Genomic DNA, 16,686 nt, shown 5'->3' with positions numbered 1-16,686 from the left:
ATGGCCGTTTACAAATTAGTATGCACACGCACCTCTGGGAAGACACAAGGTGTGTCCTCGTCGGCGGAGGATCCATTCCACCGCCGCCGCGGACCGATGTCCTGCCGGGTCACGGCACACCCCGCGGAGCCGCGGAAAGAGGGAGAGCCCGATGTCAGCAGCCGAGGGTCCGCTCGTCGTGGGCGTGGACACCTCCACGCAGTCCACGAAGGCACTGGTCGTCGACTCGGCCACCGGCGAGGTGGTGGCGAGCGGGCAGGCGCCGCACACCGTGTCCTCCGGGGCGGGCCGGGAGAGTGATCCGCGCCAGTGGTGGGACGCGCTGCGCGAGGCGCTGCGCCAGTGCGGCGAACCGGCGCGCGAAGCCGCCGCGGTGTCGATCGGCGGCCAGCAGCACGGCCTGGTCACGCTGGACGAGCGGGGTGAGCCGGTGCGCCCGGCACTGCTCTGGAACGACGTCCGCTCCGCACCGCAGGCACGCCGGCTCGTGGAGGAGCTGGGCGGCCCGAAGGCGTGGGCGGAGCGGACCGGCAGCGTGCCCGGGGCGTCGTTCACGGTGACGAAGTGGGCCTGGCTGGCCGAGCACGAGCCGGAGGCCGTCCGCGCCACCAGGGCGGTACGGCTCCCCCACGACTACCTCACCGAGCGGCTGACCGGACAGGGCACGACCGACCGCGGCGACGCGTCCGGCACGGGCTGGTGGGCCGCCGGCACGGAGGCGTACGACGAGGAGACGCTGGCGCATGTGGGGCTCGACCCGGCGCTGCTGCCCCGGGTGGTGCGGCCCGGCGAGGTGGCCGGCACCGTGCGCGACGGCCACGACCTGCCGTTCTCCAAGGGCACCCTGGTGGCGCCGGGCACCGGTGACAACGCCGCCGCCGCGCTGGGCCTCGGGCTCCGGCCGGGCACGCCGGTGCTGAGCCTCGGCACGTCCGGCACCGTGTACGCGGTCGCCAGGCGCCGGCCCGCCGATCCGACGGGCACGGTGGCCGGTTTCGCGGACGCCCACGGGGACTGGCTGCCGCTCGCGTGCACGCTGAACTGCACCCTCGCCGTGGACCGGGTCGCGGCGCTGCTGGGCCTGGACCGGGAGGCCGTGGAGCCCGGCACCTCCGTCACCCTGCTGCCGTACCTGGACGGCGAGCGCACCCCGAACCTCCCCAACGCCGCCGGACTGCTGACCGGGCTACGCCACGACACGACGGCCGGCCAGTTGCTGCAGGCGGCCTACGACGGCGCGGTGCACGCCCTGCTCGGCGCGCTCGAACTGGTCCTGGACGAGGACGCGGACCGCAGCACGCCGCTGCTGCTGATCGGCGGCGGAGCCCGGGGCACCGCCTGGCAACAGACCGTACGGCGGCTGTCGGGCCGGCCGGTCCAGATCCCCAGGGCCGCGGAACTGGTCGCCCTGGGGGCCGCCGCACAGGCCGCAGGACTGCTGACCGGCGAGGATCCGGGCGCGGTGGCACGCCGCTGGAACACGGCCGCCGGCCCGGTGCTGGACGCCGTCGAGCGGGACGAGGCGACGCTGGCGCGGATCAGCGGGGTACTCTCCGACGCGGCCCCGCTGCTGGAGCGGGGGACGGAATCGCGGTAGGCCCCAGCCCGGGCACGCGCGCAAGGTCCGGATTCCGGGTACGGGCACGGGGTCCGGCCGCAGACACCGAGGATTGACGACGGGCATGACCGCACCACTGCACGAGGGCCGCTCGCGCGGCACCGGACGCTCCCTGCCGGACACCCAGCAGGGCATGCGCCGGCGCAACCTCGCCCGGGTGATGCACGCCGTCAGCGCGGCGGGTCCGCTGTCCCGGGCGGCGGTCGCCTCGCACATCGGACTGACCCGGGCCGCGGTGTCGACCCTCGTGGACGACCTGGTCCGCTGGGGACTGCTGGAGGAGCTGGGCCCGGAGCGGCCGGGCCGGGTGGGCCGCCCCGGATCGGCTCTCGCGGTGAGCGGACGCGGCCCGGCCGGCATCGGAGCGGAGATCGGCGTCGACCATCTCGCGGTGTGCGCGGCCGACCTGCGCGGCACCGTCCGCGCGCGTGCCGTGCGGTACGGCGCCAACCGCGGCCGGGCCCCGAAGCCCGTACTGGAGGAGCTGACGGAACTGGTCGGCCGGGTCCTGGCGGAGGCCGAACGGGAGGGGCTGTGGCCCGCCGGGCTCGCGGTCGCCGTACCGGGACTCGTGGCGAGCGACGGCCGCACCGTCGTGCGCGCCCCGAACCTCGACTGGCACGATGTGGACCTCGGTTCCCTGTTGCCCGGCGGCCTGCCGCTGACCGTGGACAACGAGGCCAACTTCGGTGCTCTGGCCGAGCTGTGGCTCGGCGCCGGCACACCGCGCGACTTCCTGCACGTCTCGGCCGAGATCGGTATCGGCGCCGCGGTCGTCGTGGAGGGGCAGGTGCTGCGCGGCACCCGCGGTTTCGCGGGCGAGCTGGGCCATGTGCCCGTCCGGCCCGACGGCCCCGCCTGCCCCTGCGGCGGGCGCGGCTGCCTGGAGCAGTACGCCGGCGAGGAGGCGGTGCTGCGCGCGGCCGGCCTCGAACCGCGCGAGGACCTGGCCGGACTGCTCGCGGAGCGCGCCGAAGAGGGCGACGAGGCCGTACGCCGGGCCCTGCGGGACGCCGGAACGGCCCTCGGGATAGCCCTGACCGGGGCCGTCAATCTGCTCGACCCCGAGACGGTCGTCCTGGGCGGGGCGCTCGCGGGCCTCTCCCCCTGGCTGCTGCCTTCGCTGACCGCGGAGCTGGCGGGCCGTACGGCCGGTCCGGCCTGCCCGGTGGCCGTGTCCACGCTCGGCTCTGAGGGCCCGCTGCTGGGCGCCGCCCACTATGTCGTCCGCGCGGTGCTCGACGATCCGGCGACGGTCGCGGAACGGCCCGTGGCGGAGCGGGGCTGACGGACCGCCCTTGGGAGGCCGAATCTGACGGCCCACCCCCGGGAAGCCGAACCTGACGGCCCACCACGAACGCCTCGGCGTAGCCCGTTCAGGTGGCCGAGTTCTCCACACAGCTCGCCGTGTCCACAGATACGCGGCGCACCCTTCTGCCCAACTCCCCCACGCCGTAACGTAATTCGCACGAGACGCAGCCGCCGGGCGATCCCGCCGGCTGCCTCACGGCGGTGTCTCGCGCGACAAGGAAACGCCCGCACCGCGTGAGGCCGGCCGGCGCACCCGTCGTGGGAGGCGCCGACATCCAGGGGGAAGGGGTGGCCGTGGAGTGCGCACTGACCAGCGTGACGAGCGTCGGTCACCCCAAGCCCGTCGTCACCCCCTGGACCCGGTTGGAGTCAGACACGCGGCCGATCTCGGCCGGGTCGGCGCGTCCGCTGGAGGACGCGTGGCTGATACCGCAGCTTGACCTGGTGCGGTGGCTGGCACGCGGCACGCACACGCGGCCGCGCGAGACCGCACCGCCTCTCGACCCCTGAAGGCACGTCAGCCATTCAGCCACCCATGGCACGGCCCCCCATCCTCCCCCACCCGCTCCCGAAAGGCAGCCGACGATGGACATGAACCGGCCCGGACTCCAGCTCAGCAGGCGACGGATCCTGATGGGCGCGGCACTCGCCGCGGCCCCTTCCGCGCTGCTCACCGACGCCCGCGCGGGTGCGCAGGCAGCCGTGGACTATCCCTCGGCCGAGTGGCAGCCCGCGGTCTCCACGAACTACACGGCGTCGAACCGCCCCGGCAGCTACACGATCGACCGCGTGATCATCCACATCACGCAGGAGACGTACAGCGACACCCTGGCCATCTTCCGCAACCCCGACAAGAAGGTGTCCGCCCACTACGTGGTCCGCTCGGCGGACGGTCACGTGGCGCAGTGCGTGCGCGAGGCGAACGTCGCCTGGCACGCGGGCAACTGGGACTACAACACCCGCAGCGTCGGCATCGAGCACGAAGGCTGGGTGGACCAGCCGGCCTACCTCACCGACGCCCTCTACGAGCAGTCGGCGAAGCTGACGGCCGCGATCTGCGCCCACTACGGCGTCCCCAAGGACAGACAGCACATCATCGGCCACTACGAGGTGCCGGGCAGCGATCACTCCGATCCCGGACCGCTGTGGGACTGGGTGCGCTACATCAGACTGGTCAATTTCGCCTAGGCGGCTGTCGAACCGGTTGTCCCCACCAACACGTCGAGTGACGATGGTGCCAGCCGTTTCACCGTCCGGGAGGGCCAGTTGACCGATCCCTGGGTGGCCCTGGAACCGGGGGCCGATCCCGCCGAGCGCGTCCGGGCATTGCGCCGGGCACACGAGACGTTCACCACGGCGGGCACGGTGCCGCGGCCGGTGCGCTCGGTGGTGGCGGAGTCCTGGCGGCGCAGCGCGCGGGCCGGCGTGGGGCCGGACGGCACGGCCAACGTGGAGCTGACCGACGGCGATCTCGGCGCCCATCGGGCCGAGCACCCACTGGCCCGGGTGATGCCGCTGTTCCGGGAGCTGATGGGCTCGTTCGCCGCCGACGGCGAGCACCTGCTGGCGGTGTGCGACGCGCACGGCAGGCTGCTCTGGGTCGAGGGGCACCCGGCGACCCGGCGCCTGGCCGACCGGATGAACTTCGTGCCGGGCGCGCTCTGGTCCGAGGCGGCGGTCGGCACCAACGCGCCGGGGACGGCCGTGGCACTCGACCGGCCGGTGCAGGTGTTCGCGGCGGAGCACTTCATACGGCGGGTGCAGCCCTGGACCTGCGCGGCCGCGCCGGTGCACGACCCGCACACCGGGCGGGTCCTGGGCGCCGTCGACATCACCGGCGGCGACGGGCTGGCGCACCCGCACAGCCTGGGCTTCGTCCAGGCCGTGGCCCGGGCCGCCGAGTCACAACTCGCACTGCTGGCGCCGCCCCGGCACGCCGAGGACACGGCCCTGCTCAGCGCGCTGGGCCGGGACGAGGCCGAACTCCGCCTGGGCGGACGGCGGGTCCGGCTCGGGCGCCGGCACAGTGAGATCCTCGTGCTGCTGGCCCGCCATCCGGAAGGGCTGACCGGAGACGAACTGCTCTGCGCGCTGTACGAGGACGAGGCGGTGACACCGGTGACGCTGCGTGCCGAGCTGGCACGACTGCGCCGCCTGATCGGCCCGGGACTGCTCGCCTCGCGGCCGTACCGGCTGTCGGTCGCGGTGGAGTGCGACGCCACCGTGGTGGAGCGGCGGCTGGAGGCGGGCGCGCTGACCGGGGCGGTGACGGCGTACACCGGTCCGCTGCTGCCGGGTTCCCAGGCCCCGGCGGTGGTGCGGCTGCGGCGGCGCCTCGCCGAGGGGATGCGGTCGGCGCTCATCGCCCACCGCGACCCCGACCTGCTCGCCGGCTGGGCGCGCACCCCATGGGGCGAGGACGACCTGGAGGTGTGGCGGGCTCTGGCGGCGGTGCGGCCGTCGGCGTCGGTACGGGCGCGGCTCGCGGCACTGGAGGGAGAGCTGGCTCTGCCGGCACCGCCGCCCTGCCGGGCGCCCGCGCCGCCGGGCCGCGGCGCAACGTACTCGCAACGTCCGCGCGCCTAGCCTCGCGCCGAGAGCTGCCCAACGGCGGGCAGCGCTTCACCGGGAGGCAGACCAGCATGACCCGTTACGCGGCGCCCGGCACCGAGGGCGCGATCGTCTCCTACCAGGCGCGCTACGACCACTTCATCGGCGGCGAGTACGTGCCGCCGGTGCGCGGGCAGTACTTCGAGAACCCGTCACCGGTCAACGGGCAGCCGTTCACCGAGATCGCGCGCGGCACCGCGGAGGACGTCGAGCGGGCACTGGACGCGGCGCACGAGGCGGCGCCCGGCTGGGCCCGTACGTCGGTGACGGAGCGGTCCGACATCCTGCTGCGGATCGCCGACCGCATGCAGGCGAACCTCGAGGCCCTCGCGGTGGCCGAGACCTGGGAGAACGGCAAGCCGGTGCGCGAGACGCTGGCGGCCGACATCCCGCTCGCCATCGACCACTTCCGCTACTTCGCGGGCGCAATCCGCGCACAGGAGGGCTCGCTCAGCGAGATCGACGACGACACGGTGGCGTACCACTTCCACGAGCCGCTCGGCGTGGTGGCGCAGATCATCCCGTGGAACTTCCCGATCCTGATGGCCACCTGGAAGCTCGCGCCGGCGCTCGCCGCGGGCAACGCGGTCGTCCTCAAGCCGGCCGAGCAGACCCCGGCGTCCATCCACTACTGGGTGAGCCTGATCGCCGACCTGCTGCCGCCGGGTGTGCTCAACATCGTCAACGGCTTCGGCGCGGAGGCGGGCAAGCCGCTGGCCTCAAGTCCCCGGGTGGCGAAGGTGGCGTTCACCGGGGAGACCACGACCGGGCGGCTGATCATGCAGTACGCCTCGGAGAACATCAAGCCCGTCACGCTGGAACTCGGCGGCAAGTCGCCGAACATCTTCTTCGACGACGTCTGGGCGCACGACGACGACTTCCGGGACAAGGCGCTCGAGGGCTTCACGATGTTCGCGCTCAACCAGGGAGAGGTGTGCACCTGCCCCTCGCGGGCGCTCGTCCAAAGGGGCCATTACGCCGAGTTCCTTGAGGCGGCGGTGGCCCGTACCCGGCTGATCAAACCGGGGCACCCGCTCGACACCGACACGATGATCGGCGCGCAGGCCTCCAACGACCAGCTGGAGAAGATCCTCTCCTACCTGGACATCGGCCGGCAGGAGGGCGCCAAGGTCCTCACCGGTGGCGAGCGCGTCGAGTACGACGGCGAGTTGAAGGGCGGCTACTACGTCCAGCCGACCATCTTCGAGGGCGACAACCGCATGCGGATCTTCCAGGAGGAGATCTTCGGACCGGTCGTCTCGGTGGCCTCCTTCGACGACTTCGACGACGCCGTCAAGATCGCGAACGACACCCTGTACGGCCTGGGCGCCGGGGTGTGGACGCGTGACGTCAACACCGCCTACCGGGCGGGCCGGGCGATCCAGGCGGGCCGGGTCTGGACGAACTGCTACCACGCCTACCCGGCGCATGCCGCGTTCGGCGGTTACAAGCAGTCCGGGATCGGCCGCGAGACGCACCGGATGATGCTCGACCACTACCAGCAGACGAAGAACCTGCTGGTGTCGTACTCGCCGAAGAAGCTGGGCTTCTTCTAGGGCCCGCGGAGTCCTGGAGTCGGGTTGCCCGGAGACGTGCTGGTGCTCCGGGCAACCCGTTGTCGGTGCCGCGTGAGACCCTGGACGGCAGCCTGGTCAGAGAGGGGAAGCGTGACCGACACCAGCAACACCCGACCCGCCGACGGCGAAGCGCAGGCTCCGCGGAAGAGCCGTCTGCACCGCCTGATGCGCTTCATCCCCCTGATCGCGCCCGTACTTCTGTGGACCGTGCCCTGCTGGGTGCTCCTCTACGCCGGCCAGCACTGGCCGCTGTCCGTCACGCTGGTCGGCACCGCCCTGTTCGTCCTCGGCCTCGGCGGGATGCCGCTCGCGATGATGCGCGGGCACGGCCGGCGCCAGCAGGACGGGGCGGCGATCATCGGCGCCACCCTGCTGGGCGCGAGCTGGGTCCTGTTCACCTGGTCCGTTCTGCTCGGCGTCTTCCTGCGGCTCGCCCTGGTCCTGGCCGGCGTCGGCGAGAGCCAGGACCGGGCTCGAACCGTCACCTGGGCCGTACTCGGCGTAACCGCCGTGCTGCTGGCCTGGGGGTACGCCGAGGCCCGCCGCGTGCCACGGGTGCGCAGACTCGACGTACAGCTCCCACGGCTCGGAGCCGGACTGGACGGCCTCCGCGTCGCCCTCATCACCGACACCCACTACGGCCCACTCGATCGCGCCCGCTGGTCGGCACGGGTCTGCGAGACGGTGAACAGCCTGGAAGCCGACCTGGTCTGCCACACCGGCGACATCGCGGACGGCACGGCCGAACGCCGCCGCGCCCAGGCCGCCCCACTCGGCACTGTGCGCGCCACCCGGGCCCGTGTGTACGTCACCGGCAACCACGAGTACTACAGCGAGGCCCAGGGCTGGGTCGACCTGATGGACGAGCTGGGCTGGGAGCCGCTGCGCAACCGCCATCTGCTGCTCGAACGCGGTGGCGACACCCTCGTGGTCGCCGGCGTGGACGACGTCACCGCCGAGTCCTCCGGCCTGGCGGGCCACCGCGCCCACCTCGACGGAGCCCTGGACGGCGCCGACCCGGACCTGCCGGTCCTGCTCCTGGCACACCAGCCCAAGTTCATCGACCGTGCGGCGGCCGCCGGCATCGACCTGCAGCTCTCCGGCCACACGCACGGCGGCCAAATATGGCCCTTCCACCACCTCGTCCGCATCGACCAGCCCGCCCTCGCCGGCCTCAGCCACCACGGCCCCCGCACCCTCCTCTACACCAGCCGCGGCACCGGCTTCTGGGGCCCGCCGTTCCGCGTCTTCGCGCCCAGCGAGATCACCCTGCTCGTACTGCGCTCGCCGCAGGTGTCCCACCCGACGTAGCTCGGCCTCCGCCGCGCCGGTCACCCCACCGCGGCGGCGGGAGTCGTGTCCGGTCACTGCTGCAGCAGCCGAGGAGTCCGGACGGCCAGTTGGTCGGGGATCCGCTGGACGAGGTTCCGCCGTTGGCGACCGAAGCCCGGCGCTGCTCCAAGACGTCCCACAGCGGGCTCAGCACGGGCTCGACGTGCGAGCGTGGCGTCCACAGATGCAGCAGGTGGTCGATGACAGCGGTACGGACTGGGTACGGAACTCCGCGGTGGTCTCCCGGAACACGGTCTCCGGGACGGGCGCTCTCCCCTCGGCGGCGGATGAGCAAAAGTACAACTACGCAATGAAACAGGCTGGTTGGCGTGCATCATGACCCTCTACGGCACCTCGGAGCGAACGGAACGGATGGATATGGCTGAGTGGTCCACCCGGGCGGCCGATACCACCGATCTGGCCGGACTGCGCCTCCTGCTCGCCGAGTCGTGTGAGGCCGCGGTCGTCCCGTCGCCCGCGCTCCTCACCGAGGCCGTCGAGAGCGGGCTGGTCAGGGTTGCCGAAGCCGACGGCGAGCTGGTGGGATGCGTCGCCGCGGAGAGGCCCTCGCCGGGGCATGTGCGTCTGTCGGTGATCGCGGTCAGGGACCGGATGCGGAGGCAGGGTGTCGGCTCACTGCTCCTGGCCGAGACGGTGGCGCGCTCGGCCCGGGGATCGAACGAGCCGCCGCTCATATCCGCCGTCACAAGGACCGAGGAGACGGCACTCACCCGCCTCCTGCTGGTGAGCGGCTTCATCGGGACCCGGGTGATGCACACGGATGGCGCGGGCGACGCTCTCCACATCCACTTCCAGTACAAGGCACGCGTCGAGTACCTGGACCCGGATGCCCGGCACCTCGTGCACGTCCGTGCACGCCAGCAGCTCGTGGAGTCGTTGGCACCCTCCGACCACGCGGTGACGGCACTGGTGACGCTGGCCGGTGAACCCGCCTTCGAGATCGCCCGGTTCGAGCAGGACGACCCCGCGACCCTCCAGTCCGGAGAAGCCGCGGCCGGCATAGCGTTCTCGGGCTCGATCCTCGCCGCGATCACCTTCCTGCTGGGCTTCGCGTTCACGTCGAGCCGCTTCCCCGACGACGTTCGTCTGCTTCTCATCGGAGCGACGTTCAGCACGGTGCTCTCCCTGATCGTCTACGCGAGCGCCTCGGGAGAACTGGCCCGGATCCGCTCGAACGCCTTCGGCAAGATCATGAAGTGGGGGAACGTTCTGTCCGAGTACGGCGGGGTGTTCCCCTTCCTCATCTCGCTTCCGGTCACCTACGCGCAGGCCAGCCGCGACCCGTGGACGACCATGGTCCTGGCCGTCCTGCTCAGCGCCGCCATCGCCTGGTACGAACGCTCCGAGTTCTCCATCGCCCACCGGTTCCGGCGAAGCCGTACCGAGCGCGCACTAATGATCATCACGGCGGCCTCGCCGACGGTCGGCTCTGCACTGGTGGCAGCGGACGTCACCAGCTGGCCGTGGACCACGGTGCTGACCGCGACGCTCGCGGCCAGGACCTGGCTGTACCTTTTCCGCAGAGGGGCGGAGGCCGACATCGCGGAGCGCCGGCAGTGGCAGATCAGGGGGTAGTGCGGTTGGGTCCCATGACGGTACGGACCCGCTCCGCGATCTCGCCGGCGCAGCCCCAGGACAGGGTGACCCCGGCTCCGCCATGCCCGTAGTTGTGCAGCAGCAGCGAGTCCCCGTGCCACTCGCCGCCGAGCCGGACGCGCTTGCGCACCGGCCTCAGGCCGACCCGGTGTTCGAGCACGCGGGCTCCGGCGACGGAAGGCTCGACGGCAGCGCAGCGGCGGACGATCTCCCGGGCCGCGGCCTGGTCGGGGCGCTGCTCCCAGTTCCCCGGGTCCGCCGTTCCCCCCAGGACCAGTACGTCGGCGTGGGGGTAGATGTAGATGAGTTCCTCGGCGTCAGGAGTGTCGTCGCAGAAGAAGGACCGGACACCGGGGTTCTCCGTGACGACGAGCTGCCCGCGCACCACCTCGACCGATGCGTCGTCCGCCAGGAAACGTGCCCCGGCACCGGAGCAGTTGACCACGACGGGCGCCTCTCGCAGCGCCTCATCGAGGGTGTTGTAGTGGTGGCGGCGCATCCGACCGCCGGCCTGCGCGAGCCGTCGTACGAGGTAGTCGAGATAGCGGGGCATGTCGACCAGGGGCGCGCGATAGCTCCAGCCGACCGCGTAGCCCTGACGGAGGTCCTCCGCCGGACACATGCGAGCCCCCACCAGGCTGCCCCAGTCCGGCATGTCGCAAGGGATCCGGGACTCGTGCGTCCCTTCCACCAGCCGGACGCCCGTCCGTGCGTCCGCGCTCAGCTCGTTCAGTACCGCCAGGGTGTCGCGGCTCCAGCGCTCGACCAGGTCTCTGGGCTCGGCCAGGAAGGGGTCCCACATCGCGCCCGCGGCCGCGGAGGTCGTCGCAGCGGGGGGCTGATCGGCGTCCACCCGGACGTCCATCCCGGCCTCCGCCAGGCACACGGCGGTGGTGAGTCCCGCCACTCCGGCGCCGATCACCACCGCATTGGCAGCCACTGCCCGCCTCCCGCGTCCGAAACTCCCGGCGCCCGTACGGCGACGCTGTCGCCGGAGGCTTCCGAGACTATCCGAACTCTCCGAACCGGTGTACGCGCGCCCGCCACCGTGCGCCGACGCAGCGTTCACGGCGGTTCCCAGTACCTGTCGCCCGCGAGCCGGCCGGCCAGCAGGCCGAACGCCTCCCAACTGTCCGGTACCGACATCCAAAGGCGACAAATCGCTTCAGCGTCGCCGCTGGTCGGTGCGCAGCTCGAAGTCGCCGTAACTGCTGTCGACCGGGTTGACCGTGACGCCCAGGGCGACGATCTGGTCGATGGCGTCGAGGACGTCGGAGGCCAGGGCGACGTCGGCGGCGGGGAGGAACGCCCGCAGTTGCTCCATGGTGCGGAGACCGATGATCGCCGAGGTGACGCCCGGGTGGTTGAGGACGAAGGCGACGGCCGGCTCGATCAGGGTGAGGTCCGCCTGGTGGCGGGGACATCCCACGTCCGGGGGTGTCCCGATGGCGGTCCGGTGGTTCGCCACGGACGATGAGGGCGACCCCTCGGCACGGTGGCGGATCCTCCGCGGCCGCGCCGCACACGTGTGTCTCGGAGGTGATCGGGTGCGGACTCCGCCCAGGCCACACCCCGGCTTACACCCGAAGGCGGTACGGCCTTCGCTGCGCACCTGGCAGTCCCGGGTGTCCTTCGCGGTGATGCTGCTGACCTTGATCCTGTCGACGGTCTTGCTGGCCCGGTTCGGCAGCGAGGACTTCTTCCACGCGCTGACCTTTCCCGGCCGCATCACCGGTACCGCTCTTCTGGCGGTCGCGCTCACCACCCTGGTGGGCGCCGCCGGGGTCGTGGACCACTGGGTGCGGCACACCTTCCCGTACTCCGGCCTGGTCGCCCTGATCGGCTCGTTCGCCGCCCTGCTTACCAACGTCCTGATCCTCGTCGGGACGGTGAGGGACGGTGATTCCAAGTGGTATCCGACGGTGCTCGCCGCGCTCTCGGCCGGTGCGGCATGGGCCGTTCTCGCGGTGTGGCGGACCTCGGTCCTGATTCCGGCTCCGAAGCGGGTGGCCGCCGCGGTGATCGTCTCCTCGGTCATCGCGGTCGCCAATTTCGGCTACCAGAACCTATACGTGCCGTACCAGCGGGAGACCAGGCCCCTCATCACCCTGTCCCTGGGCAAGGCCGTGCTCAGCAAGGACCGCAAGGCCTTCTCCGTACCGGTAGACATCACCCTCCAAAACCACGGATCCGTCGGCTTCTACGTGCTCGGCACCGAGGTCCACGCCATGGGGTTGCGCGTGCCGCTCAGCCGCCGGGACCGGCTCCGCCAGCAGTGGCGGGACGACGCGGCGCAGTGGTCCAAATCCTCGGAGGTGAACCCGCTCTCCCGCCGGGAGGTGCACCAGCCCGGCGAACTGGTCGAGGCGCAACCATGGATGCCGTACGGCCAATGGATCGAGTCGAGCGACACCTTCGCCACCCGGCTGGTGGTGCAACTGCCCATGAACACGCCGTACGACCAGGTGGCCTTCTACGCCACCGCGAGCCTCGCGCGCAAGGACCGGCTCGTGCTGCAGCCGCCGCTGCAGTTCCAGGGGTACTCCTGGGACGGCAGCAAGACCTCGGGGCAGGTGGAAAGGGATCAGAAGAACGGCGTCGACTCCCTCATCTACCGTGCCAGGGTGCACGAGAACAACGCCCTCGACGAGTACACCAGGGATGCGCGATTCGTCACCGTGTACTGGAAGTTCGGCCCGCAGGGCGCGAGCGTGGCGACATCCGTCGCCCGTAAGGGAGAGGAGAACCGCGTCCTCACGCCGGCGGAACTGCGCGAGCTGATCAGCCGCTACGGCCTCGTCGACCTCATCGCGGGACCGCATGTGCGCACCCTCTGGGACATCAAGAGCCAGCGTTGAGCCGCTCCAGCCAGGCGACCAGGGCGAGGGAGCTGTTCACTCGGTCCCAGGAGTAGGAGTCCCCGGTGCCGAGTTGGGCCTCGCGTACGGCTTGGCACAGGGTTTCCACGTCGAACATCTCGGCGATCAGCGGATGCCGGGCGGAACGGCACAGGGCGATGAGTTCCTCGCCGTGTGCCCGCAGGCCGCGGGCGTAGAGGTCGTCGAAGGGGACCTTGCACGTCCTGCCGGCGATCGGGGCGGGGAGCAGGTCCGCCATCGCCGCGCGCAGAACGGCTTTGGGGCGGCCGGGCTCGAACGTGACCGAGGCGGGCAGGCCGCTCATCGTGGCGATGACGTCCGGGTCGAGGAAGGGGTGCGAGAGGAGGAACCCGTCCCGTGGCGCCCGCTGCCAGGACAGCGGGTCGGGTGCGGCGGCGTAGTTGGCGGCGTCGTACAGGGACAGTTCCGGTCTTCTTCCGAAGACGAAGCGGCTCTCGGCGGCACCGGCCTGCCGGTAGCCGTGTGCCCGCGCGAAGCCGGGCCGCAGCCATCCGGGGCGGTTGAAGGTGCCGAGGCCGCCGAGCACCGTGCCGCCGCCGGCCAGGGCGGTGACGCGCTCGGCCGCGAGCGGAAGGGCCGGCTGGACCACGTAGGCGTGGACCACGTCCCGCAGACCCCGCTCGCCGCCCGCGGCCCAGGCCCGTGCCTGCCGGGTCATCTGCCGCAACCGGCCCGTGCGGGCCAGCCGGTGCAGGAGGTACGGGTTGGCGTCGGCGACCGGGTCGGCCCCGCAGCCGGTGAGGAGGGTGTCGCAGCCCAGCCCGGCGGCCGCGGCGTGGAGCCTGCTCCAGAACGGAGCGCGGAAGGCGTGCGGATGCGGCTCGTCCGCGTCTCCCGCGTGGTGCTCGAAGTCGTCGAAGTCGGCCACGTCGTCGGCGTCGACGACCAGCGGGCGGGCGGAGGGCGCGCAGCGGCGGATTGTTCGCATCGCCAGGTCCAGGTAGGGCCGTTCCGCGGCCAGCTCGCCTTGGGTGAAACGCCCGGCGAGCAGGACGAGTTGTCCGCGGTCGTCGTGCTCCTCGGCCAGCAGGCGTGCGGCGAGCAGTGCGACGCTGGTGGAGTCGGTACCGCCCGACACATGACATGCCGTCGCGGTGCCCATACGGCGGCCGACCGCGTTCTCCAGGGCCAGCCGCAGCTCCTTCGCGGCCTGCCCGCGGGTGAGTCCGTCGGCTGCCGGCTGGGGCGGGCTGGTGGCCCGGCGGACGCGGCGCAGCGTACGGCCGCGTATCCGGCCGGTGCAGGAGAGCTCCACGACCTCTCCGCCGAGGACGCGGTGGACGCCGGTGAAGGGGGTGAGGTCCGTGTGCGGTTGTGCCAGGTTGCCGGTCAGGTAGCGGCAGAAGTAGCGCGGGTCCAGTGCGGCGGCGCTGCCGAGGTCGCGCGCCGCGGTGCCGGCGGCGGTCACGCGGCCGGAGGACTCGCTGAAGAACAGCGGTACGCGTGCCTGCTCGTCGCGCAGCAGGAGGACGCGGTCGCCGTACACCAGGACGGCCGCGTAGTCGCCGGGCGGCAACGGCGGGCCGGCTCCCGGCCGGCCGAAGGCGTCGAGGAGATCGCGCGCGCCCGCCTCCCGGTCGCGGGCCGAGCCGGTCCAGCCGACGACGGCCGCGGTCCCGGCCGGTGAGGAGACGGTCGTCACGAGGCCCTGACGGGTCATGGCGCGGGCCGTCCGCAGTCTCGGCGCGCCCCCGGCCCACTCGAGGCGGAGCGCGTCCATGTCACCGGCCCCAGCAGTCGATCGCGAGCACCGATGTGAAGGCGTGCCCGCGCGGATCGGCGTCGGGGATGCACACGCCCGCCGACTCGGTCCAGGCGTGCATGGCGAACGGGTGCTCGCGTACACCGACGTGCAGGACGGCCTCCAGGCCGCTGCGCCGCAACAGGACGAAGGCCGTCACCGCCTCGGACTTGCAGTCGCCGTTGACGAGCCAGCTGTCCCTGCTGTGCGTCCGCACCGCCTGCTTCAGCCGGGCTACCTCGTCGGCGGAGGGGGCGTCCGCACGGGCGTAGCCGGGCGCGGCCAGGGACATCATCCTGAGGACGCGCCCGAATCCGGCGGTCCGGATCAGCAGGTGCACCCCGCGCAACCAGGTCCCGACGACCGCTTCGGCCCGGGGCGTCCGGCGGTCCGTCGCGCACCCGGCGCGTCTCAGGGCATCGAGGAGTTCGGCGCGTTCCACGGGGCTTCCCTCGGTCAGCTTGCGGACGTCCGCCGCCGCCATGCCGATGAAACGCGTCCGCTTCCAGTCCGCGATGAGGGCTCCGTCGGACATCGCGGTGACGCGGCAGTGCGGTGACAGAAGCCTTGCCATGGCCGCCAGGGCCTGGGTGTCCTCTGTCACCGCATTTCCTCCAGGATTCAACCGCGAACGGTGTCAGGGCTGGTAACCGTGACCGTCGTACATTCCGCCACTGAAGCCCCGGATGAGACGGCCGTCGCCGAGAAGGACGAGCCGGTGCGGCCTACGACGCCGCAGCAATCGGAGAAACATCGCCCACCTCCAGAATCAGGCAGGACCGATCAAGTTCCACGCTACTCCGCCCGCAATGCCCCGCAACCGGATCACGGGCGACCGCTCGGCAGCGCGGAGAGTGAGACGACGCGTCGTCAACAGCTGCGATTCCGGGCGAGGTTGAGATACGCCTACGTTCGGCGACTGCCGGGGTCGCGACCCGCCGGTTCGCGGAGCACGATGGAAACAGGGGTGCGCAGGGGACGCACGCGAGCGGGGGGGGGACGAATCAGGGGGGCTCCGCCCCGCGAGCCGGGGGGCCGTCCGCGGGGCCGGCCGAGGAGATCAGCGATGGGTCAGCCCGAAATCCGGCTGGGCGGCATCGAATCGGAGAACCATCCGTGGAAGATCCGCCTCGTCGAGCATCCGAAGCGCTTCGAATCGTCACACTTCCGGGCCGCCAAGGCGACGGCCCGGAAGATCCTCCACACCATGGACGACGCCGACCTGCCCTACGGACCCCGGCCCCTGGCGGCCCATGAGAGGGCTGAAGCGGGGGCCGAGGCGGGGGCGGCGAACTCCGAGCGGTGGGAGATGCACCACGGCGGCAGCCTGTGGGTGAAGGGGGCGCGCGGCTGGCTCATGTACCGCGCGCGGGTCGGCATCGAGTGGAGCATGCAGTTCTGCGCCGACCCGGCGAAGGTGGACCGGCTGCGGCTGGACGCCGCCGAACTGGTCGACGCCTTCCCGCTCACCCTGCCCGCCCTGGCGGAGCTGGGCTACGAGCGGGCCGAGGACCTGCTGCGCACGCCCATCGAGGACGCCGACGCCGTCGAGGCTTGGACCGACTCGCTGTTCAACTCCTGCGTGCCCCTGAGCCACGGCAACCACCAGGGCATCCTCCCGAGCGTGCCCGGCGAGCACCATTACCCCTGGCCGGTCAAGGGCGCGGACTTCGTCCGGTACGACGACTTCCAGCTGTGGGTGACGCTGCCCGACGGCACCCATGGCGCCGTGGCGCCGGTGGACCGGCGTGGTTCGGGAGACGGGCATGTCCGGCTGGCCTTCGTCCCCGAGGGAAGCGTCGCCGCGCCGGCGGTCGCGGAGGCCCAGGAACGCGGGCTGATGGCGGTCCTGCCGGCCAACAGCGACGTGGCCATGCAGGCGTTCGCCCTGCAGGTCGCTCCGGGCCGGCGCACGGCCTCCGGTCCGCTGGCGCCGCGCGCCCGACGGGGTGGCAGTCACACGTCCGCCTGACGGGCTCG

At 72.1% G+C, this 16,686-nt stretch carries 13 protein-coding genes and 1 pseudogene; 10 read left to right on the top strand and 4 right to left on the bottom strand.

Annotated features, from left to right (window positions below):
- Positions 1–151: 151 nt before the first annotated feature.
- The 8 genes and pseudogenes from xylB (at position 152) to ACZ7JA_RS18450 (ending at position 10,044) form a co-directional block, all read left to right on the top strand.
- A complete protein-coding gene (xylB, locus tag ACZ7JA_RS18485; protein WP_351660326.1) occupies positions 152–1,597 on the top strand; it encodes a xylulokinase in 1,446 nt (481 codons plus the stop codon).
- Between the two features lie 85 nt (positions 1,598–1,682).
- Complete coding sequence (locus tag ACZ7JA_RS18480; protein WP_351660323.1) at positions 1,683–2,906, top strand: ROK family transcriptional regulator; 1,224 nt, start codon at positions 1,683–1,685, stop codon at positions 2,904–2,906.
- A 299-nt stretch (positions 2,907–3,205) separates the two neighbouring features.
- Positions 3,206–3,391, top strand: a pseudogene (locus ACZ7JA_RS18475) (acetamidase/formamidase family protein); the annotation flags it as partial.
- Positions 3,392–3,520: 129 nt separating this feature from the next.
- Complete coding sequence (locus ACZ7JA_RS18470; protein ID WP_351661224.1) at positions 3,521–4,117, top strand: N-acetylmuramoyl-L-alanine amidase; 597 nt, start codon at positions 3,521–3,523, stop codon at positions 4,115–4,117.
- 78 nt (positions 4,118–4,195) lie between these two features.
- Entirely contained in the window at positions 4,196–5,515 is a 1,320-nt protein-coding gene (locus ACZ7JA_RS18465; protein WP_351660320.1) for a GAF domain-containing protein, read from the top strand.
- 56 nt (positions 5,516–5,571) lie between these two features.
- A complete protein-coding gene (gene adh / locus ACZ7JA_RS18460; protein WP_351660318.1) occupies positions 5,572–7,095 on the top strand; it encodes an aldehyde dehydrogenase in 1,524 nt (507 codons plus the stop codon).
- Positions 7,096–7,206: 111 nt separating this feature from the next.
- Positions 7,207–8,427 (top strand): metallophosphoesterase, encoded by a 1,221-nt coding sequence (locus ACZ7JA_RS18455; protein WP_389449458.1) that lies wholly within the window; start codon positions 7,207–7,209, stop codon positions 8,425–8,427.
- A gap of 399 nt (positions 8,428–8,826) precedes the next feature.
- Positions 8,827–10,044: a GNAT family N-acetyltransferase gene (locus ACZ7JA_RS18450; protein ID WP_470809192.1), complete on the top strand. Its 1,218-nt coding sequence runs from the start codon at positions 8,827–8,829 to the stop codon at positions 10,042–10,044.
- On the opposite strand, the gene ACZ7JA_RS18445 is transcribed toward ACZ7JA_RS18450, so the two are convergent.
- The gene (locus tag ACZ7JA_RS18445; RefSeq protein ID WP_470809190.1) at positions 10,034–11,005 is read right to left on the bottom strand and encodes an FAD-dependent oxidoreductase; all 972 of its coding nucleotides are present in this window, start codon (positions 11,003–11,005) and stop codon (positions 10,034–10,036) included. The two genes, ACZ7JA_RS18450 and ACZ7JA_RS18445, sit on opposite strands and share 11 nt — an antisense overlap.
- A 225-nt stretch (positions 11,006–11,230) precedes the next feature.
- Entirely contained in the window at positions 11,231–11,494 is a 264-nt protein-coding gene (locus ACZ7JA_RS18440; RefSeq protein WP_470809188.1) for an aldo/keto reductase, read from the bottom strand.
- A gap of 211 nt (positions 11,495–11,705) precedes the next feature.
- Here ACZ7JA_RS18440 and ACZ7JA_RS18435 point away from each other — a divergent pair, with 211 nt between their 5' ends.
- A complete protein-coding gene (locus ACZ7JA_RS18435; RefSeq protein ID WP_470809186.1) occupies positions 11,706–12,923 on the top strand; it encodes a hypothetical protein in 1,218 nt (405 codons plus the stop codon).
- Here the strand turns inward: ACZ7JA_RS18435 and ACZ7JA_RS18430 are convergent.
- Together ACZ7JA_RS18430 and ACZ7JA_RS18425 are read right to left on the bottom strand one after the other, a co-directional pair.
- Entirely contained in the window at positions 12,907–14,685 is a 1,779-nt protein-coding gene (locus tag ACZ7JA_RS18430) for an asparagine synthase-related protein (protein WP_470809184.1), read from the bottom strand. The two genes, ACZ7JA_RS18435 and ACZ7JA_RS18430, sit on opposite strands and share 17 nt — an antisense overlap.
- 1 nt (position 14,686) lies before the next feature.
- On the bottom strand, positions 14,687–15,310 hold the full coding sequence (locus tag ACZ7JA_RS18425; protein WP_470809182.1) for a lasso peptide biosynthesis B2 protein: 624 nt from the start codon (positions 15,308–15,310) through the stop codon (positions 14,687–14,689).
- A gap of 462 nt (positions 15,311–15,772) precedes the next feature.
- Between ACZ7JA_RS18425 and ACZ7JA_RS18420 the strand changes: the two genes are divergently transcribed.
- Positions 15,773–16,678, top strand: a complete 906-nt coding sequence (locus ACZ7JA_RS18420; protein ID WP_470809180.1) for a DUF6424 family protein — start codon at positions 15,773–15,775, stop codon at positions 16,676–16,678.
- Positions 16,679–16,686 lie beyond the last annotated feature (8 nt).

The sequence above is a fragment of the Streptomyces sp. NPDC038135 genome (assembly GCF_055601245.1).
Note: the sequence above shows the minus strand (reverse complement) of the source record. Positions and strands in the feature narration are given on the sequence as shown.

Coding starts and splice junctions, on each gene's coding strand:
- xylB (WP_351660326.1), top strand. CDS start 152: ATGTCAGCAGCCGAGGGTCCGCTCGTCGTGGGCGTGGACACCTCCACG.
- ACZ7JA_RS18480 (WP_351660323.1), top strand. CDS start 1,683: ATGACCGCACCACTGCACGAGGGCCGCTCGCGCGGCACCGGACGCTCC.
- ACZ7JA_RS18470 (WP_351661224.1), top strand. CDS start 3,521: ATGAACCGGCCCGGACTCCAGCTCAGCAGGCGACGGATCCTGATGGGC.
- adh (WP_351660318.1), top strand. CDS start 5,572: ATGACCCGTTACGCGGCGCCCGGCACCGAGGGCGCGATCGTCTCCTAC.
- ACZ7JA_RS18450 (WP_470809192.1), top strand. CDS start 8,827: ATGGCTGAGTGGTCCACCCGGGCGGCCGATACCACCGATCTGGCCGGA.
- ACZ7JA_RS18435 (WP_470809186.1), top strand. CDS start 11,706: ATGCTGCTGACCTTGATCCTGTCGACGGTCTTGCTGGCCCGGTTCGGC.
- ACZ7JA_RS18430 (WP_470809184.1), bottom strand. CDS start 14,685: ATGGACGCGCTCCGCCTCGAGTGGGCCGGGGGCGCGCCGAGACTGCGG.
- ACZ7JA_RS18420 (WP_470809180.1), top strand. CDS start 15,773: ATGGGTCAGCCCGAAATCCGGCTGGGCGGCATCGAATCGGAGAACCAT.